This is a genomic window from Candidatus Tumulicola sp. (genome assembly GCA_036490475.1).
Lineage (GTDB): Bacteria > Vulcanimicrobiota > Vulcanimicrobiia > Vulcanimicrobiales > Vulcanimicrobiaceae > Tumulicola.
Window position 1 is genome coordinate 225,372 of sequence record DASXDT010000001.1, and the last position, 23,054, is coordinate 248,425.

The window sequence follows — 23,054 nt, forward strand, 5'->3', positions numbered from 1 at the left end:
TTCCCATGAAACCACGCGGGGTGTGTGTGCGGGAGCCCCGAAGAGCGCCCCGTGCAAGCGAACACCGACCCTGCGGTCGCCGGCACGCCAACCTTTCTCTTTTCGGATATCGAGAACAGTACGCAGCGCTGGGAGCGCCATCAATCTGAAATGAGGGAAGCGCTCGAGCGTCACGACGCGGTGCTTCGGTCGGCGATCGAAAAGCGTGGCGGCCGCGTTTTTAAAACGGTCGGCGACGCCTTTTGCGCGGTCTTCCCGCTTGCGACCGATGCAGTTTCGGCCGCGGTCGACGCGCAGCGCGCGCTCGGCGCGGAAAACTTTGACGGTGTCGACGGACTGCTCGTGCGTATGGCGGTTCACACCGGTGAGGCGCACCCGCGCGACGGCGATTACTTCGGACCGACCGTCAATCGCGTCGCCCGGCTCATGTCGATCGGCTACGGCGCACAAGTGCTCGTCTCCGGAACCTCAGCCGATTTGCTGCAGGGCGAACTTGCTGCGCCGCTGTCGCTGATGGATCTGGGCGTGCATCGGCTTAAAGATTTATCCGACGGCGAGCGGGTGTATCAGTTGGTCGCACCGGACTTGCGGTTGCAATTTCCGGCGTTACGGTCGCTCGATTCGTTACCGAATAATTTGCCGAGACAGCTGACGACGTTCGTCGGGCGGGAAGCCGAAGAACGCGACATCGCATCGTTGATGGATCGCGCACCGCTGGTGACGCTGGCCGGATCCGGCGGCGTTGGAAAGACACGGTGCGCGTTGCACGCGGGCGCGGCAGTTCTCGACAAGACGTCCGACGGCGTGTGGCTCGTGGAACTCGCATCGCTCACCGACGGGGCGTTGGTCGGAGGTGCGGTAGCGCAAGCGCTCGGCGTGGCCGAGTCGCCGGGACGGCCGATCCTCGACGTGCTGATCTCGCACTTGAAGTTGAAACAAGCGCTGTTGATTCTGGATAACTGCGAGCACTTGATCGATGCAGTGGCGACCGCGGCCGACGCTATTCTGCGCGCATGTCCGCGCGTGCGGATCATCGCGACGAGCCGTCAGAGTTTGAACGTCGACGGCGAGCAGGTGTATCGCATGCCGTCGTTAGCGGTGCCGCCGGCTTCGCGCTCGACAGCACTTGCGCCGGCCGATGCAAGCGCATACGGTGCGGTGGCGTTGTTCGAAGATCGCGCTCGGGCGGTCGATGCGTCGTTTCGTTTGGATGCTTCGAACGTGGATGCGGTCGGCGAGATTTGCCGGCGTTTGGACGGCGTTCCGTTCGCATTGCAGTTAGCCGCAGCGCGCGTGGCGGCATTTCCGCCACGCGAGTTGGCCAAGCGGCTCGACGAACGCTTCCGCCTGTTGACCGGGGGTAGTCGCAGCTCGCTGGCGCGCCAACAAACGATGCGAGCGATGATCGACTGGAGTTACGATTTGCTCGACGAGCGCGAGCGGGCGATCTTCCGGCGGTTGTCTATTTTCAGCGGCGGATTTACCAGCGCGAGCGCGGCTTCCGTGTGCGTGGACGCGACGATCGACGAGTTCGACGTGTTCGACGTTCTGGCGTCGCTAGTCGACAAGTCGATGGTGTCGCCAGAACCGGGAACCGGAGGATCGTTGCGGTACCGGTTGTTGGAGTCGACGCGACAATACGCGTTGGACAAGTTGAAAGAGCTGGGCGAACGCGAATCGGCCGCACGTGCGCATGCCGGTGCGTTTGTGGAACTGGCGGAAGAGCTCGAGCGCGACAAAGAAACGATGGCGGACCGAGGTTGGTACGCATTGGTCGAGCCGGAGTTTGAGAACTGGCGCGCGGCGCTTTCGTGGACGCTGGACGAAAAGGCCGATGTGCTGTTGGGGGCGCGGCTGGCCGGCGCGCTGCATCCGTTATGGGCCTCGGTTTTGGCCGGCGAAGGACCTCGCTGGGTACCGCTCGCCATCTCGTTGGCGCCTTCCGATGCGCCGAGCGGTGTGCTCGCGAAACTCGAGCTCGCGAACTCGGCTTTGCAGGCAGCGTTTCTGCATCGTGCCGAGAGCTACGCGGCGGCGGCGCGCGCTTTGGAGCGATATGACGCGCTCGGCGACGCGTTTGGTCTGACGGCGGCGCGCGATCTGGCAGGTTCGGCGCTGATTTTGATGGGCCGCTTGGACGAGGGCGAGGTGTTGTTACGGGCTGCTTTGGAGGACGGGCGGCGCTTGAAGTTGCGCCGCTTGAGCGGCAACGTCTTGGTCGCGCTGGGAATCGCGCGCGATGCGGTCGGCGATCTGGACGGCGCGCGCGCTTATCTCCGCGAAGCGCTTGAGAACTTTCGCGCGATCGGCGCGGAACGGCTTGTAACGTCGGCCGCGAACAATCTTTCCGAGACGGAGTTCCAAGCGGGCGACGCGGAGCGGGCATTAGCGTTGTCTACCGAAGCGCTGGAAGGTCACCGGCGTTGGAACGACGTCAGGAGCTGCGCGTTGACGCTGGCCAATATCGCGGCGTATTCGGTGTGGCTCGGGCGTTTCGACGAAGCGCGTGCTGCAGCTCGCGAGGTGATCGAACTCGCCACCGAAGCCCGGCTTGAATTTCTCGTGTTGTGTGCGCTACAACACCTAGCGGCGATCCTCGCGCTGGATCGCTCGGGTTCGGCTTCGGATGCGGTGCGGGCCGCGAGATTGCTGGGTTTCGTCGAGGCGCAAGCGCCGAAGATTTCGTTCGTTCGCGGTTACACCGAACAGCAAGAATACGACGAGATGGTCGATGCGCTGCGTGCGTCGCTTGGCGGCGATGCGTTACAGGCGCATGTTGTCGAAGGCGCCGCGTGGGACGAGGCACGGGCGTTACGGGAAGTTGCCCTAACTCGCGATTCCTGAGAGTTTCGATCGCGCATAGTGCGATTCGAGACCGTGTGGTTTTCGGACTAGACTTAGTCCACTCGTAAACAAAACGTTCATGTAAAAAGCGGGCCGTATCGGGCGATTTTCCACCGGTTTCCGCGATCGCAGATGTCTGTTGCGGGCGAAAATTGGGTGTGGTGCATTTCGACCATAGATCGGCAAGAAAATGGCAACAAACTTGGCTGAAAGCGGCCCGAAATTACGTTACCAAGATGTGAACGGGTGGACTAGACTTAGTCCAAATCGCGTACGGTGCGAAATGAACGTGCCGAGGGGGCGAGCTACGGCATAGCCCCCGGCTGTGCCCCACACGTCGGCAACGCAAAAACACAACCGTTTGTCAAAACGAATGGCCTCGGATCCGCGATGATCCTCATTTTGGATCCTCTACAGAACGAGATGACAGTATCGCAAGAACCAGCACGATAAGCGGCACCGCAATATCGCTAAACCACAGGATCAAGCCGGCGTTTCCGGGAGCCATGTTGTGGCAACAGATGATGAGTTGGATATGCTGTGCGGCGGCCGCCCAACTGAAGATCACGAACGGGATCGATAATGCTAAGCGAAAATCGTATCCGCGCCAGAGCGAGAGTATGGCCGAGACCCCCAGGCCGATTTCGACCCAACCGAGTTCGTATTCGAATGGGCTGGGAAGCCACCCAATACTCGGAGCGGCAATGTTTTGAGCATACGCATGCAGCAAGCCGTAATAAACGAATCCAATTCCGACTGCGTAAAAGAGAATCTCGCTCCAGAAAATGGACGCTACGCTCGGCGATTGCCGTGCGGTACGCGCTCGACGGACCTTCGCGAACGACGTAATAATCGCGACTACGAAAAGAACGATCCCGGCGTTACTTAAAACCCATGTGATTGCGTCTTGGATCACGCGTTCCACCCATCCGCCCGAGAGATTTTCGACTTTCCATGGTGGAGGCAAGGAGACTCGAACTCCTGACCCTCACGCTGCCAGCGTGATGCTCTACCAACTGAGCTATGCCCCCGCAATCGCCGCCTATTCACGCCGTCGGGGTTGAGTCCTTGCAGAGCCACGAGCGCTGCGGTAGGGTTATCCTCACGACCCCGGAAAAGTCGGGGCGCGCACGGGGATGTAGCTCAGCTGGTAGAGCGTCCGGTTTGCATCCGGAAGGTCAGGGGTTCGAGCCCCCTCGTCTCCACATGTTTCTTACCGAGGGGAAGCTCGGCTGCAGTCCAAAAGAGGCCGCCATGCCGGTTCTATTGCGACACAAAGCAGCCGTTACGTTTGGATTGCTGCTCGCCAGCCTTCTCGCGGCCTGCTCTGACGGATCGTCCGGATCCTCAAGCGGCGGCTACGGTCAAGGCGATCCAAAACTTGCGGCGCCTAACCCCGGCGGCGGTACGATCGATCCGTTCCTCACCGATGGCCAAGCGGTGATGAAAGCGCTGAACGCGATTGCCGAAAAATCCGGCCGGCCGCTCAAAGTAACCACGATCGGCGCCGACGGCGTCAACGGCCTGATGGTCGACGTGCAAGAACCGAAGAATCACGTCAACGTGGATCACTACGTCGTCGCGCCTGACGGCACGATCACCGGACCGACTCCGGTGAAGATGATGTCCATGGACAACGGCCCCGTCACCGCCGCAAAGATCGACGCACAAGCTTTCGATCCGAACGCGATCGCGTTCGCAAAACTCGCCGCGACCGCACGAGCCGCGATCGCAAAGTCGGGAGACGCCGACGCGCGCGTCACGCAGTGGGAAATAAACGGACTCGACAAAGACGACCGGCACTTTATGTATCTAGAGTCCGCCAGATCCAGACCGGCCGCCAACATCGACGCACAACTCAACATCATAGGGATGTCATATTGAAGCGCTCGTACGCCGCCCTCGTCCTAGCCGCCACGGCCGCCATTACGATGCCCGCAGCAGCGAGAGCCGATAACCCCGGTACGATTAACGCGTACGTCACGCCCTATTACAACTCGACCGGCGACGTCGTTCATGTCGGCAAATACAGCGCGGGCTTAGCCTCGAGCGATCGTCGACGATTCGTCGCCACCATTCAACAGATGCGCAGCCAGTGGATGCAGTTGACGTTCCCCGAGTTGTACGTCGCGGCCATTCGGCTCTACGACATGGGCTACCGAAACGAAGCGACCTACTGGTTTTACTCGGCGCAGTATGCCGGCCGTCAGTTCCAGGCATTCACGGATCCGAACAAGCTGGGATCGATCGGCAATAAAGCATTCGAGCTGTATCACGCACAGGACGCGTTCTTTCAGTTGAGCGGCACGGACATCAACGGCTACGCGTTCGGCAACATCGACGCCGCCTTGAGAATCCTCGAACACGTTCGCAACGAACGCCGCACCGTGCCGGACGTGCGCAAGATTTATCCGGGCGTAGCGTTTCTCAGCCAGCCACAATGGGCGTCGCGCAACGCCATCATTCAGTCCGGTCTCGGCGACCTGGAAAAGCAGATGCAAAGCCAAAAGACGCAAATCGCAAGCCAGCGCGCGCAAAACGGCACGCAAGTAAAATTTGGTCATCTCACTAGCCTGCGCTTTCCGGGAGGCTTCTAATAGCGCCAAATGCTCAATAAGAATCGTTACGCCATCCTCGTCGCGGTCGTGTTGGCCGCTATGTTCATCGCGCCAGCCGCTAACGCAACGGCGGTGGCACCGAGCGCCGTCACTGCGATCGATATCGGACTTCAACCCGACGCAACGATGATTCAACACGCAAGAGCCGCGAACGCCCGCCTCTTGCAGAGCTTTCCTAAGGGGTTCACGCTGGATGCAAGCCACCTGCCGCATTTGACACTGCTGCAGCGTTACGTGTACGCGGCCCACCTCAGCGATGTCTACGCCGCCGCCGACAAGGTCTTTGCAGCCGATAATGCCGACACCATGCAGCTTACGGCGGTGAAATACGCCGGTGAAGCGTGGGGTAAAACTGGCCTGTACGCTACGGTGATCGAGGTCAAGCCCACGCCTAATCTGCTGAAACTTCAGCGCGACCTTTTGGCCGCCGTCGCACCGTACACCGCCTCGAGCGGAACATCTGCTGCATTCTATACGACACAGGCCGAACCAGATATCAACCAGCCGACGCTGGACTACGTCGCAGCGTACGTTCCGAAAGCGAGCGGCGCGAATTTCTTCCCGCATGTCACTGTCGGCGTAACGACCGCGACGTACTTCCACAAGATGGTCGCGGAGCCGTTTACCAGCTTTGCCTTCCAGGCTTCAGCTGCATCGGTGTATCAACTGGGTAACAACGGGACGGCGCGCAAAGAACTCAAGAAATGGTCATTCGCTATAGAGGGTCTACCGTAGGGGCTCCCTAGGTGGGCTCCGGCAGTCCCGCGAAGGCGCCGCCCGCTATGGATAATACAATTGAGTTCGGCGCCAACAATGCATTAACGGACGAAACTGCGACCGAAATTGGCAAGCGGCTCTACGAGCGGGATGCAAAGGCAGAGTGTCCTAGGTGCGCAGGGTCACTATCCGTCGTCGTCAATGGTCTCGTGGCACTTCCTATTTTTAGCGGGGATGATGAGGCTCCGCCACAGCGACTGAACTGCGCTTGTATCCGATGCAAGAAATGCGGGTTCGTCGCTCTGCATAGCCTCGATTCACTGAATCTCAGTCTCTAACGGGTGCATCGAGCGATATATTTGCCTACGTAAACGGCCGGTGGCATGCGGTGTACTCACAGCACACCGCCGTCAAGCCGTGACCAGTTATAGAGATCGGTCCGCGATCGTAGCGGTTGTATTGGGGGCGATCGCGACGCTGCGATAGCCGAGGACGCTCATCAGTCTGCTCTGCGGAACCATGAGCGGGCCGGGCTTCGGAGCCGTGCCGGGTGCGGGTTGCGGATAGGCCGTCGAGGCGGCGGTTGCGAATTTGATGTTGCCGTCGGTGTGCTGGACGATTTGGTGGATGTGCCCGTTGAGGACCGTTACGGCGTCGAACTTGCGCAGCGCGGCCATGACGCGCGCTCCATCTTCGGTCGTCCAACCCCACGGCGGATAGAGCGCATACAACGGAACGTGTGCGAACACCACGATGGGCGTCGACTTCTTCTGCGCGGCGAGGTCGTTTTCGACAAAAGCGAGTTGTTTTTCGCCGAGCTTCCCGTCGATTTCGAAGTTGAACACGTTCACTAATGCGAGAAAATGCGTGCCGCCTTGATCCCACGAGAACCAGCCGTCGGGAGCACCGGCGTGCGCGAAGGCGGCCATGAAGGCGACCGGCGAGCCGATGACGTCGTGTTCGCCAGGAAGCGTTATCAGCGGAGCCTTGAGCGTTCCGAGGATTTGCTTTGCGGTATCGAATTGCGTGGGCTTGGCGAGATGGGTAACGTCGCCGGTGTGGACGACGAACGCGGGCTGCACCGGCATGGCGTTGATCGCGGCGACCGTGCGCTGCAGCGTTCCGGCTACGTCAGTGTTTTCGGGGCGCGCGAAACCGATGTGGCTATCGCTGATTTGCACGAACGAGATGCCGTCGCTTTGCGCCAGCGCAGGCGTTGCATTAAAGACGCCGGTTGCCGAGAGCGTCCAGGCGATGCCGGTTCCGGTCCAGGCTACGTGTTTGAGAAAGTCGTCGCGCTTCATAGAACGGTGACCGCGCCTTTCATATACGGATGCATCTGGCAGAAGTATGTATAGGTTCCGGGTTTTGCGAACACGTGTTGCCATTTGTCGTTGGTGTCCATACCGGCGGAATCGAACGATTTGTCGGTAGCCGTAACGGTGTGCGCTTCGTCGTCGTCGTTGACGAATGTGACGCGCTCGCCGGCGTGTACGGTAAGGTTGGGCGGAACGTATGCGAAGTTCTTGATATGGACCGTCGCGGTTGCAATGTGCGGAGCCGGGCTTGCGACGCCGAGCGCACCGATCAGGAGTGCGGCGACCACGGCGAGTTGGATCGTCTTCATATGCTGGATATGCCGCCGCCGGGGCGCCTGGATGACTGGGGCGGTTTCAATCGCTCTTGCGCGGAAGCAGTCGATACCATGACGGTGCGATCGGTGACGCGCGAACCATCCGGGGTCGATGCAGTACGGGCCGCTTTCGAATACCGCATTGCGATCATTCAAGCTGTCGCCGGAGCGGGGAAAACCACCGCCGTTCGCGCCGCGCTCGGCGGCCTTCAACATGTTTGGCACGACCCGAAAACGCAGGGGATCGACGAACTGGTCGCCGCGGTCTCGTCCGGATCGCCACTCATCGTAGTAGACGACCTGCACGTGATCGCCGCCGGCGATATCGACAGGATCGCATCGTTCGTCGGCGGGTTTCCCGCAACTCGATGGATCTTCGTTTCCCGTGAATCCGTGGGACTACCGATGGCTGCCTGGGTGGCCGTAGGCCAAGCGGGCGCGCCGGTCGGACAACGCGATTTATCGTTGTCGTTACACGAGATCCGTCGAGCTGCAAAGACGCTCGGTATGCGCGTCGACGATTCGGCGATGCAGTTCGTTACCGATGCGACGGGCGGATGGCCAGTCGCGGTTCGATTCGCACTCGCCGCTCTGCAGCGATCGACGTTGGACCTTTCGCGGGCCGCAGCAACAGCGGAGCGGCTTTTATTCTCGTACTTCTCCACCGAGATACTCAGTCGGCTCGACGACGATCGACGCTACCTCGTCTCGGAGCTGGCATTGCTCGGCGCGTTCGATGAAACGATGCTCGCAGCAGCCGGCCGCGAGGATGCGCCGGCAGATCTGCGCTGGCTCAGCGACGCCCCGGTTCCATCGCATGAAGAGGCCGATCGGGTCGTGCTACATCCGGCGTTCGCGCGCTACGCCATCGCGCAGATTCCCGCATCGCAACGTCGAGCGCGCGCACTTCGCGTAGCCGCTGTTTTGCGTGTGTCGGGTTTTGCCGGGCGCGCATTCGACCTGGTGCGGCGTTACGCGCCCGACTGCGTGCTCGCCGAGCTGCACGCCGGCGGCTTAGCCTTGTTCGACGCAGGATGTGCGCGAGGCGTCGGAGATGCGCTGCGAGCGCTGCCGCAATCGGTGCGTCGAGACGATCCGATCGTCGTGTGTCTACGCGCCGAGATCGAAGCGCAAGCCGGCGCACTCGGCCGAGCCAACGCCCTATACGAGCGGGCGAATCAGATCGAGACGACGCGCGAGATTCACGCTCGCGTCTGCCGGCTTCGAGCCGTTCATTACCTCAACCAGGGCAGCACCGAGGCGCTGGCCGCAATCGTGCCGGCCTTCGACGTGGGAACGGAGGTCGACCGTGCCGATGCGCGGGGCATCTACGCAATGGCGCTGGCGTTGGCGGGCCGCCTCGACGAGGCACACCTCGAAGCGGCGCGGGCAGTACGCGCCGCGACCGACCTCGACGACGAGGCGCTGCTGGCACGCTCGTTGCAGCGTTTGTCGTACGTACAATACCAATCCGGCAATGCTGCGGCTGCAGAGGGCAACGCAACCGAAGCAGCGCGCCTTGCGCATCGAGCCGGCGCTTGGTTTCACTTCATTTGCGCACAAAGTATTTTGTATGGGACGGCCGTCGGAACGCGCGACGATCACGCCGCGGCATTATGGCACGCACAACAGATGGCGTCGGCCGCGGAACGTACCGGCGACCGGCGTCATCGTCTTTACGCACTGAGCGCGCAATATTGCCTTGAGGTGGAGCGCGGCCACGACGATCGCGCGCTGGCGATCGAATCTGAAATGCAGTTGCATTCGGGTTTTCGCGACGAACTCGACTGTTGCATCGCCATGGCTACTCGTTTGAGTTGGAATGGCGAGTTCTCGGTGGGCTACAGAGTTCTCGCCAAGCTGGACGATCGCGTGGTCGATCCGGCCGAACGCCGGCTTTGGAATGCGTCGCTTGCGATGTTCGCTGCGTTTGGCGGCGACGAAAAGAACGCGTTGCTTCGTCTGCGCGCATGCGGCCGGATTGCGGCACCCGCAGCGCGGGAAAACGCGATCGGAAACGTGCAGGCCGACTGCTTCGCAGCGATCGCGCAAATCACGTTAGGCAACACCGAAGCCGCGATGCGCAGATTGCCGCATCACGCACCCACCGCACAGACGCGCGCGCTCGTCACGTTCGTGCGCGACCTCGCCGCGCTTGGCTCGTCCCTCAACGGCGAATCGGCGTCGAGGGCGCTCAAACGATTGCGTTCGGCGCATCAAGAAGGCATTGCCGAAGCGATCGCCGTCGCACTTGCTTCACTCCATCGTGAGGACGTGCCCACGTTACTTACCGATGCGGAGACTCGCGTCTTGGTTGAATTGGCGGACGGTCGAACCGCAAAGGCCATCGCACAACAACATGCGCGTAGCATTCACACCGTTCGCAATCAGATCAAGGCCGTTACACGGAAGCTCGGCGCTTCCGGAATCATCGAGGCGGTCGCGCGCGCACGCGACAAGGGACTGCTGCACTAAGCGTAGCCCAAATTGGTCATGGCTCTGCCCGCGCTCTTCGGGCAGACTTGTTCGCATACAGTCGAGCCAATAGCTTGACATCCCCACGACACGGTATCGCCTGCGCGTGCACTCTGTTTGCATAGCAACGCAATAAGCGTTGTTGCCGCCTTCGCGAGACCGCATTCAGAAAGGCTCTCGAATTGTTCATGTCTCAATTGCGCCACGGCTTGGTCGCTGCGGCTACTCTTGCGCTGCTTGCAGGTTGCTCCGGCGCCTCGCAGCTCGCGCCATCTGCTACGGGCGCGCAGTCCGCCGGCAAACAGTCAGCTCTCCCCCAAGGGATGAAGCGGCCGTTGGGTGCTTTCGCGCTCAGTGCCGAGAAGCTCGCAATGTTGCGCAGCAGCCACATCAACGTGCCGCACGTCGTCGTGCCCAACACGTCACGCTCGAAATGGGGCCGCACGCTGTTCGTTTCCGATTATCTCGGTAACGTCGTGCAACAGTTCGAGCCGAAAAAGGGCGGCGTCGTCACGGCAACGATCACCGATGTCTCGGGACCGCAGGGCATGGCTTCAGACCGTCAGGGGAATCTGTACGTAACGAGCCAGGGCACTTCCGCCGTTAACGTCTACGCGCCGGGCAATTATACGGCGACGAAGATTCTCAACGAGGGGAACCAGCAGGCTCCGGCCTATGTGGCGGTTTGTCCGAACGGCACGGTCTACGTGTCGAATACGTACGCCGACAATGGCTACACGAACGGCAGCATCCAAATCTTCGCACCGGGTGCGACGGCACCGACGGGCTCGATCCCGGAGTCGAACATCTTCTTCTCGTTCGGCGTCGCTTGCGATAAAGCCAATAACGTGTGGTACAACTACCTCGATACCAACTTCGCAACCGCGTTTGCCGAGTACGTGCCCTCAACCGGTACCATCACCGAGTTCGGCGGTCTGGGAATCGCTTTCCCCGGCGGCATCCGCTCGTTCGGCAAGGGCATGCTCATGATCAACGATCAAAGCTCGAGCCAGTTTAATGGAACCGTCAACATCTTTGACAGCTCTAACATGGCTGCCGGTCCGGTTTCGACCATCTCCGGGTTCGCCGATCCGGTCTCGGGCTCGTTGATAGCGTCGCACACGGCAACGTGGCAAGCCGATATCTCGAATCAGCGCGTCGAGTACGCGCAAATCGGCGGAAATCAGAGGATTAAGTTCTCCATCGGCGCGGGTGAGCTGTACGGACCGGAAGATGCCGTCGTCTTCCCCTCGGGTAACAGATAACCTCAACCAGTCCTTCACCGCCGGAGTCGTCGCGCTGCTTGCACGATTCCGGCGGTGCCTCGACGCTAACTTCCGCTGATGGCGAAGATCTTGTTGTTAGCGTCCAGACCCATCTCCCACATTAATACGTGGCCGCCGGGATAGGTGACTTTATACTTGTAGACCGTTTTCGTGCCGGAGCGCTCGATTCCGACGAATTCGATCTTTTGTATTGCGCCGTAGCTCGAGAGCAGCACGGAAGTCTGTTTTAGAACGTCCGGCGTTAACGCGGCATTCGCTTCATCGGTATATTGCGAGCGATCGACCGAGCCTTTCGTGAACGACGTCAAAGCGGTGCGGAATCGCGCGGTCATGGCTTTATCTTCCGGAGTTGTCACGGTTGCCACGATCGGGAACTGCTGGGGCCACAGTGCGTTCAGAACGATTTTGTCGGCGCTCGAAGTTTTGAAATCGAATGCATTGCCGAGCACGACCCAGGCCACACCTTGCGACGGAATCATCTGGTTATTGGCCTCGAAGCCGGGGAGGCCACCGTGATGCCCGACCGACTGCATTCCGGCCCGATCGTTCATCACCGGGCCGAGGCCTTGCAGAAATCCATCGCCTTTGAAGACGGTCGTTTGCATTTGCGTGAACGTCTCGGGCGTTACGAGTTTTCCGTTCATTAGCGCGATATCGAAGCGTAGCAGGTCGGCGGCGGTCGAGACGATGTCGCCGCATGCGAAGGTCCACGACGGGTCGTACGGCGGAGCCGGCGTGCCGCTTGCCTCTAAGTAGCCTTTTGCCATCGCTACATCCGCAGGCGGATTACCGACGGTGGTTTGCGTCATGCCTGCGGGCTGCAAGATATGCTGCGCGTCGTAGCCGGCCAGCGACATGCCCGACACATGCTCGACGATCAACCCCAACGCGACGTAGCCGGTATTGCTATAGGCCCATGTGGTTCCGGGCAACGACGTCAGCGGATGACCGGCGGCCAACTCAAGGATCGCGCCCGGCGTGGTCGGCTTTGCTGCCGCGCCGCTGTTGAATGCATAGTCGCCATAGTTCCACAATCCCGATGTGTGTTGCAGAAGCTCGGTCACCGTGATCCTTGCGGCATACTTCGCATCCGGAAGATAGGTGGTTACATAGGCATTGAGATCGACGCGCTTTTCTTGAACTAATTGCATGATTGCGATTGCAGTGAATAGTTTGGTAATCGAACCGACCGCGAAGCGCGTATCGGCTGAGGCCGTCCCGAAGCCCTGGTTGTAAACGATCTGTCCGTCTTGCGCGATGGCGACTTGCATGGCCGGCGCGTGGTCGGGTTGATTGCCGGCGAGCGATGAGAGCCCTGTATTCAGACGGGCTTGAACTGCGGTTGACGATGCGACAAGTGCGGGCGCTGCGGCCGGCGGCGTTGGAGAAGCCGCGGCCTGCGAGGTGGCCGCAACGGCGGCGAGGACGATCGATGCGAACATATGCTCCCTCTACTCCGCAGACAAGCGTCCGGTTTCGAGGGCGTGCAGAAAACTTTCGTAGTCCTCCAACACTTGTTCTGCATAATTCTGCGCGAACTCGGCGATGGCAGCGTCGAAGGTTGAAGACGAGCCCAAGTAGCCCGCGATGGTATGTGCGCTTCCGGATCGGGCGTGCGCGACCCCTAACACTTGGCCGCACAGCGCAGCGTAAGACTGCAGCTCGGGAGCGCTCATCACGCTCACGTTAGCCGACCACTTCATGTCCGACAGTTGGCGGATGTAGAACTGATGGTCATCGTCGCTATCGCTCCAACCTAAGAAAATATCGCTCGCCGATTGCATCAGCAACTGCCCCGCCACGACGCGCCGCCCGTTGTTCTCGTATCGACTCGCGCCGGCATAGGGCGCGAGAATCGACGGGCGGGCCTCTTTGATCTGCAAGATCAGCGCATCCTCGTCGTTTGCCATCATCAACGCGACCGCGCAGCGCGTGCCGACGCTGCCCAGCCCGACCACTTTGATCGCGAGATCTTTCAGCTCGTAGGCACCAAAGAGCACCTGTAAGTCGTCGCGTAGCGACCGCTTATAGCGCTCGAAGACTTCGCGTGCGTCGCCGATCACCTCACCATCCGGCGGCGGGTGGAACAGCTTCGGAGGCTTGTCCGCAATTTTCGTTCCGACGCCTTTGCCTTCGGTATACTGCTCGGCGATCAGTTCGTGGCTATCGTCCGGTGCGGCGCGCGGCAGTCCGGCTCGCCGAAGTTCCCAAATGCCGGTCTGTTTCAAAAAGTCCGATGCGTCGATCCTCGAATACCAACATTGCAGCCGCGTCATCTGCGCGCACTCGAGCATCTTGTGTCGATATTCGGACACCGCACCGAGCACGGCCTTAGACGTTTGCTTCTCGGAAAATCCGTTGACGCGTGCGGCAATTTCGATGCTGGCGGCCAGGCGCTCCACGTCCCATTCCCACGGAGCCGGGGTCGTTTCGTCGAAATCGTTGATATCGAAGACCACGTTACGTTCGGGCGTTGCGTAGATTCCGAAGTTTTCCAAATGACAATCGCCGCACGACTGTACGATAATTCCGGTCGCCGGACGTCCGGTTCCCACATCGTAGGCCATCATGCTCGGAAAGCCGCGAAAGAACGTAAACGCCGATTTTTTCATGCGTGCAAAGCGGACCGGAATGAGATTCTGTAGCCGCCCTACGTTCGATTCTTCCAGAACCGCGAGCGGATCCGGCCGTCCGGGCTGCGGCGCCCATCGACCGTACGACGACCGTGGAATTTGCTTACGAAGCGCCTTGCCTGCAGCTGGTTGGGTCGCTCCTTTGCGCATACAGGCCGCTTCCCGTCGATGGAGCGCTTCTCATCCGGGGTGGTCGGCGGCGGCGTTTCCAGGCTATGAAAGGTTCGGAACCGTATTCGGAGGCCGAATGGACGGGCTGGTCGATGGATTCGTCGCGCGCGAGCCACGGGCGCTCGAGGAAGTCTATGCGCTTTGGGCACGGGTATTCGTGAGCGTCGCTCGCCACGTGACGGGCGACAACGCCCTGGCCGAAGACTGCGTGCACGATGCGCTCGTGCGCGTGTGGCGCAGCCCGAATCGCTTTTCCGGCAGCCGGGAGATGTTGAAAGCCTACCTGGTGGCGTGCGTTCGAAACGAATCGTTGGCGGCGCTACGCAGCGACACGCGTCGCGGTTTGCGCGAAGAAAAGGCGGCACGATGGGAACCGGTGACGACGATCGATCCACCGGTCGTGGATCCGGTTGAGTCGGAGCGATTGCGTTTGGCGTTGGAGCGTTTACCCGAGGAGCAGCGCACCGCGTTGACGCTGGCCTATTATGGAAATAAGACGCACGTGGAGGTAGCCGAGGCATTGAACGTTCCGCTCGGGACGATCAAGAGCCGCATCGCGATGGGTATGCGCAAACTGCAAGCGGAGTTGCGCGCCGGTTCGGAGGCGCGCGCATGACGCAGCACATCGGCGACGACGCCGAACTTTACGCGCTTGGGGCGCTCGATGCGTTTGAGTCGGCAGCGGTAGACCGCCATATTGCTGCCTGCGCCGAGTGCGCGGCGCGAGTCATCGATGCGCAAAGCGTTGCGGCGTCGCTGGCGTCGGCGCTGCCGGGAGTGACGCCGTCTGCGTCGTTGGACCGACGCATTCACGATGTGGCTTCACCTGCGACGCCGTCTCGTTCTCGCTCTTCTTCACTTTGGCAGTACGCGATTGCGGCGGTATTTGCGCTAGCGTTCTTGGGCACCGGTTTCCAAGCGTTACGGCTGCACGGCCAGTTGGCCGACGAAGACGTTGCGTTAGCGACTGTGGTGCACAGCCATTTCAATCACGTGTCGATGTCGCCCATATCGGGGTCACAGGTCGCTGCGAAAGTGTTGTACGCGCGCGACGGTTCGTGGGTGTACGTGATCGCCGACCATCCGGGCGGTGAGCTGCACGTCGTTAGCATCGGCGCTGGTGGACAGACCGATTTAGGTGCGCTGCATTCGACCGGGCAAACAGCCTCGCTGTTGATTCGGCCGACCGCGCGCATCCAATCGATCGTGTTACAACGCGATGGCGTCCCCGTCGCGGCGGCAACGTTGAAATAGGTCAGGAGCGCGGCACGAAGATCACGCCGGCTCGCGAGAAGTCGAACACGATTTTTTCGAATCGGTCGAGAAAATCCAGACCGATTACGGCTTGCCCGTCTTCCAAACCGATATAGATACAAGCCGTCGGGCGAGTGTAACTGATCGGGCCGAGCGTCACAACCTCAAGCTGCCAGCATCTCCCCCCGGTCGTTACCTCGAGCGCGCCATTTTCGTCCGCCCAGGCGTGGGGGAGCACTATCGCGTCGGCCGCCTGATTATCATTGTAGAGCTTTAAGCCGTCGTGATCTGCCATGCCATACGGAAGTAGGACGGCCGCAGGGACGCCGGTTTCGAGAACGGCGGGGACACCGACGTCTTGGATCTTGGCCGGAACGATCGCCTTTCCGCGGCCGAGATCGGCCAGCATATGGACTCCCTGCACTGCGTCGGGGTTGACGAGCGCCGGGTCTTGGATTTGCATCGTGTTCTTTACGAAATCGATCGTGACCACGGTGTGCGCGAAGATGTCGTAGCCGAGCACACCATCGGGAATGAGGTCGTCCGCATCTTGCGCCCCGAAATAGATGTGCGCGTTGCGCAAGACGCTTCCGCCTATTTCGATCGTGTCGACCGTTCCCGACTGAACGTGGTTTGGCAGCTCTTGATATATTTGCGGCGCATATCCGTCGGCTTTGAGTCCGGCGCGGTGCGCGAACTGCCCGCCGATCAACGTACCGGTCGAGCCCGACCCGAGAACGAACAGGCCTTGCACGCCGTTGATCTTGGCTTCCACGGCGATGTGCCGGTGGATGATTTTGATCGGGAACACCGTCCCCGAGATTGAGTCCCAGCTCGCGACCTGCGGCGGCGGCGACAGATCCGGATCGCTGATGATCGCGTTAACGGCAATATCGCTTAACGTGTGCGTCGTGTCGTCGAGCTCGGAATGCCACTGCGACACGATTTGCATTCCACTGACGGGAGTGTATTGGAGTATGTCGATCGTCACGCGATGACTACCGTCGGGATCGATCACGGCGCGACGGTATTGACCGGTCGTGTCGTCGACGTATAGATCGATCGTATAGCCCGGATCTTTAGCGATCCGGTAGACGCCGACGGAATGTCCATCGACCGAGGACGGGCCTTGCGGCGTCCAAGGGATCGACGCTATGGCATCGGTGAGATAGGTCTTCGGCCAGCAGGCGCTTCGCGGAATCGCCGATGACCGGAACGGTGAAGCCGTTGGCATTGGAAAACCAGAATTTTTCGCCATTGAATCCGGTCGAAGTAGAGAAACGCGAGCGCGCGTCGACGATGTCGCGGCGGTAAACAAGCCCGACCCTGCGGATGCTGCCTTTTTGAAACGGTTGATTTTTCTGGCCATAGGTGACCGTGTCGGTCACGATTGACGACCGCAGTTGACCGGCGTCGTACGTGAAGCCGGCAAACGTTTTGTGCAACGCTTCAAGGTCTGCTGCCTGCGCCGGGACGGCCGGCGCAAACGCCAAAAAGAGTGCCACAGAAAGCACGATGCTCGCTAAGCGCATGGGTCGTCCTTCGGCGCGCGGGCGAGTGCTCCCGCGGCGCTTACTTAAAGTCGCTGGCCGAAGTAGAGCGTGTGGCCTTGATCGTCTTTTATAACGAGCTCTCGAGTTCCCCAGTCGGTATCGTGCACGTCTCGCACGAGCGCAACGCCGTTGCGTTTCAGCATCGCGGCCGTCGCTGTTGCGTCGTCGGTTTCGAAGTACAGATGGAAGTGATCGCCTTCATCGACGATCTCGATCGTCGGGTCTTTGCAGTCGACGAGCTTGAGGTGAAAGAGTTGATCGCCGGCACGAATACCCGCATAGAAATCTTCGAACTGAAAGTCGAGAACCAAGCCGACTTTGTCGGTGTAGAATCGGATCGATTCTGCAAGGTTCGTGGTTCGCAACTGCGAGATGGCGCCGGTGATAGGCATCGTTCCTCCGAGCGGAGCGAGTCCGCCCTACGTGGCGAAATTCGACAGGCGACCTCGCAAGCCCGGCCGGCCGAACGCAGTCGACATCGAAGGATTGGGCGAGGTTGGACTATTGTAAGGTCGAACGAGCATAAATGCTGTTTAGTCGTAAGGATCGCACCGACAATACGCACGGCTCCTCGTTGACCAGGACCCGCGATATCGTTGAAATCGCCGCGATCGTTGCGGCCGGTATCTGGGCCTTCTACATCTTCGCATACGAAAACCGGATTAAGCCGTCGTTCGCGCAACCGGAGGTGAATATCACCGCGTCGCTTCAGCGGTTGAGCCAGCAGCACGGGCTGATCGCCGTCGGACTGCACATCGATCTGCGCAATGTGGGCACGGTAAACGCGCACTTTCTCGGTCTCGCGGTCAACGTCTTCGGTAAGCGAGTGATGTCGGCGTCGCCGGCGGTGCCGCCAACGCGCGAACCACTCAGCTACGAATATCAGGGATACTACGCGGTCGGACGAAGCGTGCCGGTGTACAGCTGGTCGTACGTAACGCACCTCGGCAACCCGCGAACCGGAGTCGACACAGAGCTCGACCCAGGAACAAGCATCGAGAACTATCGCGTGTTCTACGTTCCGAAGGGCAAGTTCGATCTGCTGACGGTGGGTATCGACGCGCCGTATACGAAGCTCGAGAGCACGCAACCGACGCATCTATCAATCGGCTCAGACGGAGCGGTGCGAGTCGTCACACCCTTGACGGCGGACACCCAGCAATACGACATCGAGCCGGTAACGTCACTGGACGTCCGCTGAGGCGATGGCGTACGCGGATTGCGCCCCCTCGTTGATCTTAGGTGGCCTGTTCTTTACCGTGTTCGGCGTATGTTTTGCATACGCAGGCTTCTATGCGCTATTTAAGCCCGACTCGAAGAAGGCTCAGGACCTTTGGGTGAATCAGTACTATCCTGAAGCCGAAGCGGATCGTTTTTCGCTCTTCATGGGATTTACCCGCGAACATGCGGGTCTTAATAACCTAGCATTAGGAAGATTCTTAGGGCCTTTAATCGGTACGCTTTTTACGCTAGCCGGTCTCTGGATGACCGTTTCATGGATTCATTGTGGGTCGCATCTCCCGTACGTACGGGCACTTTTCGGGCCGCTTGCGTGGCACGCGCTCGACGGGACATACGTGGTCTTAGTGATTTTTGGCGTCGGAATCGGTGTATGGAACGGACATAGAATGCGACCTGTATTGCGTGAAGTGTACGTTTCGCTGTTGCTCTTTTCTAGCGTCGCCGCCGCGCAGGCTGCAGCATTCCACGTCGGTCCGCAGGCGCCCAGATGGTTTGCCCTGGCGGTTCTCTCGGGAGCGTTGTTAGCAGGCGTCTTTTCGCTGAATGGCCGGCTTGCGAAGGCGAAGGAACTCTCGCCGTAAAGAGCACGTTGCAAACCTCGGCGGCCAGGGTGTTGCTCGACGGTCAACGGCTGTATCAGCTAATTGGCCAAACCAGACGCGTGCGCGATCTGACCTTTTCGATCGAGTTTCTCGACCCGGGAGTGCAGGCGTTCTCGTTCACCTTCGGATAAACGGCAGGCGTGGACGAGCAGAGAGCGGCGTTTCTTCGGGACGCGCAAGACAAAGCGGCCTTACTATTCGAGCGGGTCGAAGCCGACGGGCTGATTCGCGCCGGCGCGACCGAACGATCGGTCAGCGATGCGATTTATGCGTTGGCCGAAGAGCTGTTCGGCGTTGAGAAGCATTGGCACAAGCGCATCGTGCGCGCCGGCAAGAACACGTTAGCCCCGTACGATCTGAATCCACCGAACCGTACGATTCAAAGCGACGACATCGTGTTTCTCGATTTCGGCCCGGTGTTCGAGAAATGGGAGGCCGATTTTGGCCGCACGTTCGTGGTTGGGTCGGATCCGCGCAAGTGCAAACTGCGCGACGACGTAGCCAGCGCTTTTTTTGAGGGTAAGGCCTACTTCGAGACGCAGCCGGATATTACGGCTAGCGAGCTGTTTGCCTACGCGGTAACCCTCGCGGAGAACTATGGTTGGGAGTTCGGTGGTGAAATCGCCGGGCATCTCGTCGGCCGATTTCCACACGAGCGAATCGCCGGGGATAAGATCTCGCTGTACGTTCATCCCGACAATCATCTGCCGATTCGTTCGCTCGACAAGCAAGGACGGCAGCGCCAGTGGATTCTCGAGATTCATTTTGTCGATCGAGCCTGCGAGATCGGCGGCTTCTTCGAGCAACTCCTTACGCTGTAACGGCTCTGGCTTGTGCCCGTACTATGTATGCGTACAACAGCCACGGCTCCAGGACGAGATTGATCGCGAAGTGGGCGACGACACAGGGGAACACGACGCGACCAGCCATGACGAAGACGACCGCAAGCGCGAGCCCCAATAGCGTTGTCGACCGTACGGCTCCAATAACAGCGGCAATACCACCGCGGATACCCCAAAACGAATGTACGATTCCAAACGCTGCGCCTGAAGCCAGAATTTGCACTGTGACGTTCTGGTGATGATGCGCAAGCAGATTCATCAAGCTCTCGCGAAAGAACACTTCTTCGACGATCGACGCCGGAATCGCAATCACGAGAGCAAGTAACTTGAATGACGAGATTCTTCCGAGCAGCGAGGCGACCGTTGGAAGCCCTCGCACGCTATAGAAAATGTAACTAGCGGTAACAACAGCTGCAGCGATCCATGCGCCAACATGTACGTTGGCATAATTTCTGAAGGTCGCCGAAAGCCACGCATCGGGATAAGCAACGATGAAAGCGCCTTCGATACCGGCCAACACGCAAAGGACGATTGCTGCTCGTACCGCGGCCGGCTTATTAAGTGGCGTCATTCGAGCGGGCCATTCTGTTTTGTGAAACGCACGCCTGCCGTTTAGACAGGATGGCGGCGCTGCGCGATCGAGCAATGACGGTCGTTAGGCCGTCACACTTCGCCACGCAGAAGCTGCGCGGCGGACACTTTAAATGGGCCAGCGCACTCGGCAACCGTGCCGGTTGCGTCGGTTCGAGCTCGTTCGTCGATATATGCTTCGATTTCCCTGAGGGTTTCGTCAGGCCGGCCATCAATTAGGGAATCCGTGCGAATTCTTCCTATTCGAACTAATACATCTGCCCAAACAGCGTTTAACACATCTTCTTTGGCTCGATCCGTCCCGATCGGAGGATACGCCTTGAAGGCGATGTCGGCGGGCGTTTTTTCGATGAGCCGGGCTATTTCGCCGGCCGCTTCGAGCGCGGAAGCTTCGGCCATATTCCCAGCCCAGGCTGGACCATCCGTACGGCCTTCTGCATCCAGGAGCCACACGACCGCTTCCTCGTCATCGTCCATTACGAGTAGTCCGAGCTTACCGATCTTCAGGGTCCACCAACCAGTATCGGCGTTCGACTTGCCGTCGATGCCGGTTCTCGCCAGTTTCGCGAGCGATCGGCAGAAGCGATCGTTCCATTCTTTTAGCTGCAAATTACTAATGTGACCCGGCGTTCGTCACCTCGACGATTTGGCTCGGCTCGCCACTGAAGATCGCGGTGAACCACGGATGTCCGGCTGCGTCTACCGTGAGCGATAACGGGTTGTACGGTACCGGGAACGCCTGTTGATTGCTCTTGCCGGCGAACTCCCAGAGCGCTCCATTGTTCTGGAACGGATTACCGCCGCTCGCCCAAACGGTGTTGCTGCTCGCGCCGGTCGACGCGATGCCGCTCGGATAGGCTGAGGTGCTTAGACCTTTATGCGTTAGGCGCAGCAATTGGAAAGCGTTTCCATTGACGGTTCCCAGATAGAAAGCAGTCGTGCCTTGCTTCAGATAGTTGGTGGTGGTGAACCACGGCGCGCCGCTCGGCCCGATCGTCATCTGCGTCGCGGACTGGTTGGGGCAGCACGGCAGAAACTGTTTGACCATGTGCATCGGCAAATGCACGAGCTTGCCGGTGCTGGCGACCCGCTCGAACAATTCTGCGTGCAGCGTTTTATTGACGCCGGTAAACCACAGGTTGCCGCTCGCGTCAGCAGCGAGCGTCGGATCGGGCGTGAAATCGGCAGCTAACTTTTGCACCGTGATTTTCCCCGAGCTGGTGAGGTGGGCGAGAAGCGACGGGATACCGGAGCCGACGACCCACGGCAGTCCGTCGGAGCCGAATGCGATGGCTTTGGAGTTCGTGTCGGTGAACTTTGGTAGAGTGTATTCGGTGATCGTGCCGTTGGATGTTATTTGGCCGATGGCGACGCCGCGGAAGTCGGAGAAATACATGTTGCCGTCAGGACCGGCCGCGATCGCGTCGGGCTCCGCATTTACCGGCAATCCGGACGTGAACTCGGTAACGGTGCCATCGGACGTGATGCGTCCGATCGCGGGCGTTCCGCCGTCGGTGAACCACATCGTTTGATTGGGACCGGGAGCGATATCGATCGCGCCCGCGGTGGATGGGAATCCCGGCGTCTGTCCGGCGGTGAACACCTGGAACTGCAGCGCGCCCGCTTTCTTTATCGTTGAAGCGGGTTGATTGAGTGCTGGGTTCGGGCCACTGCTCGATCCGGCGCCGGTACCGGCGCACGCCGCGAGCAGCGTCGCGACAAACGCGCACGCCGAAAGTCTAGCGAAATTCATTGCTCCCTCTTCCTCCGAGTTGTGGTCCTTAGGATAACGATTCGGCTACGCGAGCGTGACGGCCTAATGCGGCTTGGGCGTCGGCATCATTTTCTGCGCGACTTGCTTGAGTTTGCCGCTGTGGATGGCGTACGTCTGCACGATGAGTTTCGACGGACAGCAGTTGGCGTCTTTCGCTCCGTAATACGGAAGCGTCGCGACGATTGCATTACTCTTGATTTCGACCCTGAGGTGGCCGCCCGAACCGATGTAGCCGATATACGTGTATTTAGCGGCGCCGAGTCGCGCGAAGAGTATCTGCGTGAACACGCCACCGCTTCCGTCGCTCTCTAAAGGAACCGCGATCGCTTGGTAACCGCCTGCGACGGCGCCGTAATTGGCTTCGTCGGCCGAGAGATAGCCGCCGACGGCTTGGCCTTCGGGTACGCCGAGCACGTTGATATACGGATGGTTCTGGGCGTCGAAGACCGACGTCGCCGGAACCGTGCGATCGATTTTGAGTTGCGGCGACGCTTTGACGATCGCGAGAATCTGCGCCGTGTGCGCTGCTTTTTCTACCGCTGCTGCGGCCGCGGCCTTGGTTAGCGGCGCCGGGGTTTGGGCGACTGGCGATAGGATAGCGGCAGCGGCAAGAATGGACAGCAGCGATTGCATGATGGACTTAGGCATTCACTCTTCTCGTTCACTCATTATTGGAAGGCTCAGCGCGACCGACGGATGGATCGACTTCGGTGGATATCTTATGTGCATTGAATTCTGACTTAGAATGGAAGACGACGCCCGTCCAAGTTCTGCGCCGTTCGGCCGCGTGGTTCTCGGATTCGTCCATCCCAAACTGCT

Annotated in this window: 24 protein-coding genes and 2 tRNA genes; 13 read left to right on the top strand and 13 right to left on the bottom strand. The window is 59.9% G+C overall.

Annotated elements, in window-relative coordinates; genetic code table 11:
* The first annotated feature begins 51 nt into the window (after positions 1-51).
* The gene (locus VGF98_01210) at positions 52-2,844 is read left to right on the top strand and encodes an adenylate/guanylate cyclase domain-containing protein (protein HEY1680247.1); all 2,793 of its coding nucleotides are present in this window, start codon (positions 52-54) and stop codon (positions 2,842-2,844) included.
* A gap of 397 nt (positions 2,845-3,241) precedes the next feature.
* Here the strand turns inward: VGF98_01210 and VGF98_01215 are convergent, their stop codons facing one another.
* Both VGF98_01215 and VGF98_01220 read right to left on the bottom strand, forming a co-directional pair.
* The gene (locus VGF98_01215; GenBank protein HEY1680248.1) at positions 3,242-3,760 is read right to left on the bottom strand and encodes a DUF6790 family protein; all 519 of its coding nucleotides are present in this window, start codon (positions 3,758-3,760) and stop codon (positions 3,242-3,244) included.
* A 39-nt stretch (positions 3,761-3,799) separates the two neighbouring features.
* A tRNA-Ala gene (locus tag VGF98_01220) sits at positions 3,800-3,875 on the bottom strand.
* A 101-nt stretch (positions 3,876-3,976) separates the two neighbouring features.
* Between VGF98_01220 and VGF98_01225 the strand changes: the two genes are divergently transcribed.
* From VGF98_01225 to VGF98_01240, 4 genes are all read left to right on the top strand, one after another.
* A tRNA-Ala gene (locus tag VGF98_01225) sits at positions 3,977-4,049 on the top strand.
* A gap of 49 nt (positions 4,050-4,098) precedes the next feature.
* Complete coding sequence (locus VGF98_01230; GenBank protein HEY1680249.1) at positions 4,099-4,728, top strand: hypothetical protein; 630 nt, start codon at positions 4,099-4,101, stop codon at positions 4,726-4,728.
* The gene (locus VGF98_01235) at positions 4,725-5,441 is read left to right on the top strand and encodes a hypothetical protein (protein HEY1680250.1); all 717 of its coding nucleotides are present in this window, start codon (positions 4,725-4,727) and stop codon (positions 5,439-5,441) included. Before VGF98_01230 ends, VGF98_01235 begins: the two co-directional genes overlap by 4 nt.
* 9 nt (positions 5,442-5,450) lie before the next feature.
* Positions 5,451-6,197 carry a 2'-5' RNA ligase family protein gene (locus VGF98_01240; GenBank protein ID HEY1680251.1) on the top strand — a complete coding sequence of 249 codons (747 nt, stop codon included), beginning with the start codon at positions 5,451-5,453 and terminating at the stop codon, positions 6,195-6,197.
* 407 nt (positions 6,198-6,604) lie between these two features.
* Here the strand turns inward: VGF98_01240 and VGF98_01245 are convergent, their stop codons facing one another.
* Both VGF98_01245 and VGF98_01250 read right to left on the bottom strand, forming a co-directional pair.
* A complete protein-coding gene (locus VGF98_01245) occupies positions 6,605-7,483 on the bottom strand; it encodes a metallophosphoesterase (GenBank protein ID HEY1680252.1) in 879 nt (292 codons plus the stop codon).
* Positions 7,480-7,806, bottom strand: coding sequence for a cupredoxin family copper-binding protein (locus VGF98_01250; protein HEY1680253.1), 327 nt, complete (start codon positions 7,804-7,806; stop codon positions 7,480-7,482). Before VGF98_01250 ends, VGF98_01245 begins: the two co-directional genes overlap by 4 nt.
* Positions 7,807-7,884: 78 nt before the next feature.
* Here VGF98_01250 and VGF98_01255 point away from each other — a divergent pair, with 78 nt between their 5' ends.
* Together VGF98_01255 and VGF98_01260 are read left to right on the top strand one after the other, a co-directional pair.
* The gene (locus tag VGF98_01255; GenBank protein HEY1680254.1) at positions 7,885-10,287 is read left to right on the top strand and encodes a LuxR C-terminal-related transcriptional regulator; all 2,403 of its coding nucleotides are present in this window, start codon (positions 7,885-7,887) and stop codon (positions 10,285-10,287) included.
* A 188-nt stretch (positions 10,288-10,475) separates the two neighbouring features.
* Positions 10,476-11,552, top strand: coding sequence for a hypothetical protein (locus tag VGF98_01260; GenBank protein ID HEY1680255.1), 1,077 nt, complete (start codon positions 10,476-10,478; stop codon positions 11,550-11,552).
* A gap of 65 nt (positions 11,553-11,617) precedes the next feature.
* On the opposite strand, the gene VGF98_01265 is transcribed toward VGF98_01260, so the two are convergent.
* Both VGF98_01265 and VGF98_01270 read right to left on the bottom strand, forming a co-directional pair.
* The gene (locus VGF98_01265) at positions 11,618-13,015 is read right to left on the bottom strand and encodes a serine hydrolase domain-containing protein (protein HEY1680256.1); all 1,398 of its coding nucleotides are present in this window, start codon (positions 13,013-13,015) and stop codon (positions 11,618-11,620) included.
* A 9-nt stretch (positions 13,016-13,024) separates the two neighbouring features.
* The gene (locus tag VGF98_01270; GenBank protein ID HEY1680257.1) at positions 13,025-14,356 is read right to left on the bottom strand and encodes a DUF2252 domain-containing protein; all 1,332 of its coding nucleotides are present in this window, start codon (positions 14,354-14,356) and stop codon (positions 13,025-13,027) included.
* Between the two features lie 97 nt (positions 14,357-14,453).
* Between VGF98_01270 and VGF98_01275 the strand changes: the two genes are divergently transcribed.
* Together VGF98_01275 and VGF98_01280 are read left to right on the top strand one after the other, a co-directional pair.
* A complete protein-coding gene (locus VGF98_01275) occupies positions 14,454-14,993 on the top strand; it encodes an RNA polymerase sigma factor (protein ID HEY1680258.1) in 540 nt (179 codons plus the stop codon).
* Positions 14,990-15,631, top strand: coding sequence for a hypothetical protein (locus VGF98_01280; GenBank protein HEY1680259.1), 642 nt, complete (start codon positions 14,990-14,992; stop codon positions 15,629-15,631). Before VGF98_01275 ends, VGF98_01280 begins: the two co-directional genes overlap by 4 nt.
* Position 15,632: 1 nt before the next feature.
* Here the strand turns inward: VGF98_01280 and VGF98_01285 are convergent, their stop codons facing one another.
* From VGF98_01285 to VGF98_01295, 3 genes are all read right to left on the bottom strand, one after another.
* Entirely contained in the window at positions 15,633-16,583 is a 951-nt protein-coding gene (locus VGF98_01285) for a retropepsin-like aspartic protease (protein HEY1680260.1), read from the bottom strand.
* 127 nt (positions 16,584-16,710) lie between these two features.
* Positions 16,711-17,163 (bottom strand): hypothetical protein, encoded by a 453-nt coding sequence (locus VGF98_01290; protein HEY1680261.1) that lies wholly within the window; start codon positions 17,161-17,163, stop codon positions 16,711-16,713.
* Positions 17,164-17,207: 44 nt separating this feature from the next.
* Entirely contained in the window at positions 17,208-17,576 is a 369-nt protein-coding gene (locus VGF98_01295) for a VOC family protein (protein HEY1680262.1), read from the bottom strand.
* A gap of 134 nt (positions 17,577-17,710) precedes the next feature.
* On the opposite strand from VGF98_01295, the gene VGF98_01300 reads away from it, so the two are divergent.
* Genes VGF98_01300 through VGF98_01315 form a run of 4 tightly spaced genes read left to right on the top strand, consistent with a single transcriptional unit; the run spans position 17,711 to position 19,849 of the window.
* Positions 17,711-18,385 carry a hypothetical protein gene (locus VGF98_01300; GenBank protein HEY1680263.1) on the top strand — a complete coding sequence of 225 codons (675 nt, stop codon included), beginning with the start codon at positions 17,711-17,713 and terminating at the stop codon, positions 18,383-18,385.
* Positions 18,386-18,389: 4 nt separating this feature from the next.
* Positions 18,390-19,007, top strand: a complete 618-nt coding sequence (locus VGF98_01305) for a hypothetical protein (protein HEY1680264.1) — start codon at positions 18,390-18,392, stop codon at positions 19,005-19,007.
* A gap of 8 nt (positions 19,008-19,015) precedes the next feature.
* Positions 19,016-19,159 (top strand): hypothetical protein, encoded by a 144-nt coding sequence (locus VGF98_01310; protein HEY1680265.1) that lies wholly within the window; start codon positions 19,016-19,018, stop codon positions 19,157-19,159.
* A 9-nt stretch (positions 19,160-19,168) separates the two neighbouring features.
* On the top strand, positions 19,169-19,849 hold the full coding sequence (locus VGF98_01315) for a M24 family metallopeptidase (GenBank protein HEY1680266.1): 681 nt from the start codon (positions 19,169-19,171) through the stop codon (positions 19,847-19,849).
* On the opposite strand, the gene VGF98_01320 is transcribed toward VGF98_01315, so the two are convergent.
* The 4 genes from VGF98_01320 to VGF98_01335 form a co-directional block, all read right to left on the bottom strand.
* The gene (locus VGF98_01320) at positions 19,839-20,441 is read right to left on the bottom strand and encodes a CPBP family intramembrane glutamic endopeptidase (protein HEY1680267.1); all 603 of its coding nucleotides are present in this window, start codon (positions 20,439-20,441) and stop codon (positions 19,839-19,841) included. The two genes, VGF98_01315 and VGF98_01320, sit on opposite strands and share 11 nt — an antisense overlap.
* A 92-nt stretch (positions 20,442-20,533) precedes the next feature.
* Complete coding sequence (locus VGF98_01325) at positions 20,534-21,070, bottom strand: hypothetical protein (GenBank protein HEY1680268.1); 537 nt, start codon at positions 21,068-21,070, stop codon at positions 20,534-20,536.
* A 4-nt stretch (positions 21,071-21,074) separates the two neighbouring features.
* Positions 21,075-22,214 (bottom strand): hypothetical protein, encoded by a 1,140-nt coding sequence (locus VGF98_01330; protein HEY1680269.1) that lies wholly within the window; start codon positions 22,212-22,214, stop codon positions 21,075-21,077.
* 63 nt (positions 22,215-22,277) lie between these two features.
* Positions 22,278-22,883, bottom strand: a complete 606-nt coding sequence (locus VGF98_01335) for a hypothetical protein (protein HEY1680270.1) — start codon at positions 22,881-22,883, stop codon at positions 22,278-22,280.
* Positions 22,884-23,054 lie beyond the last annotated feature (171 nt).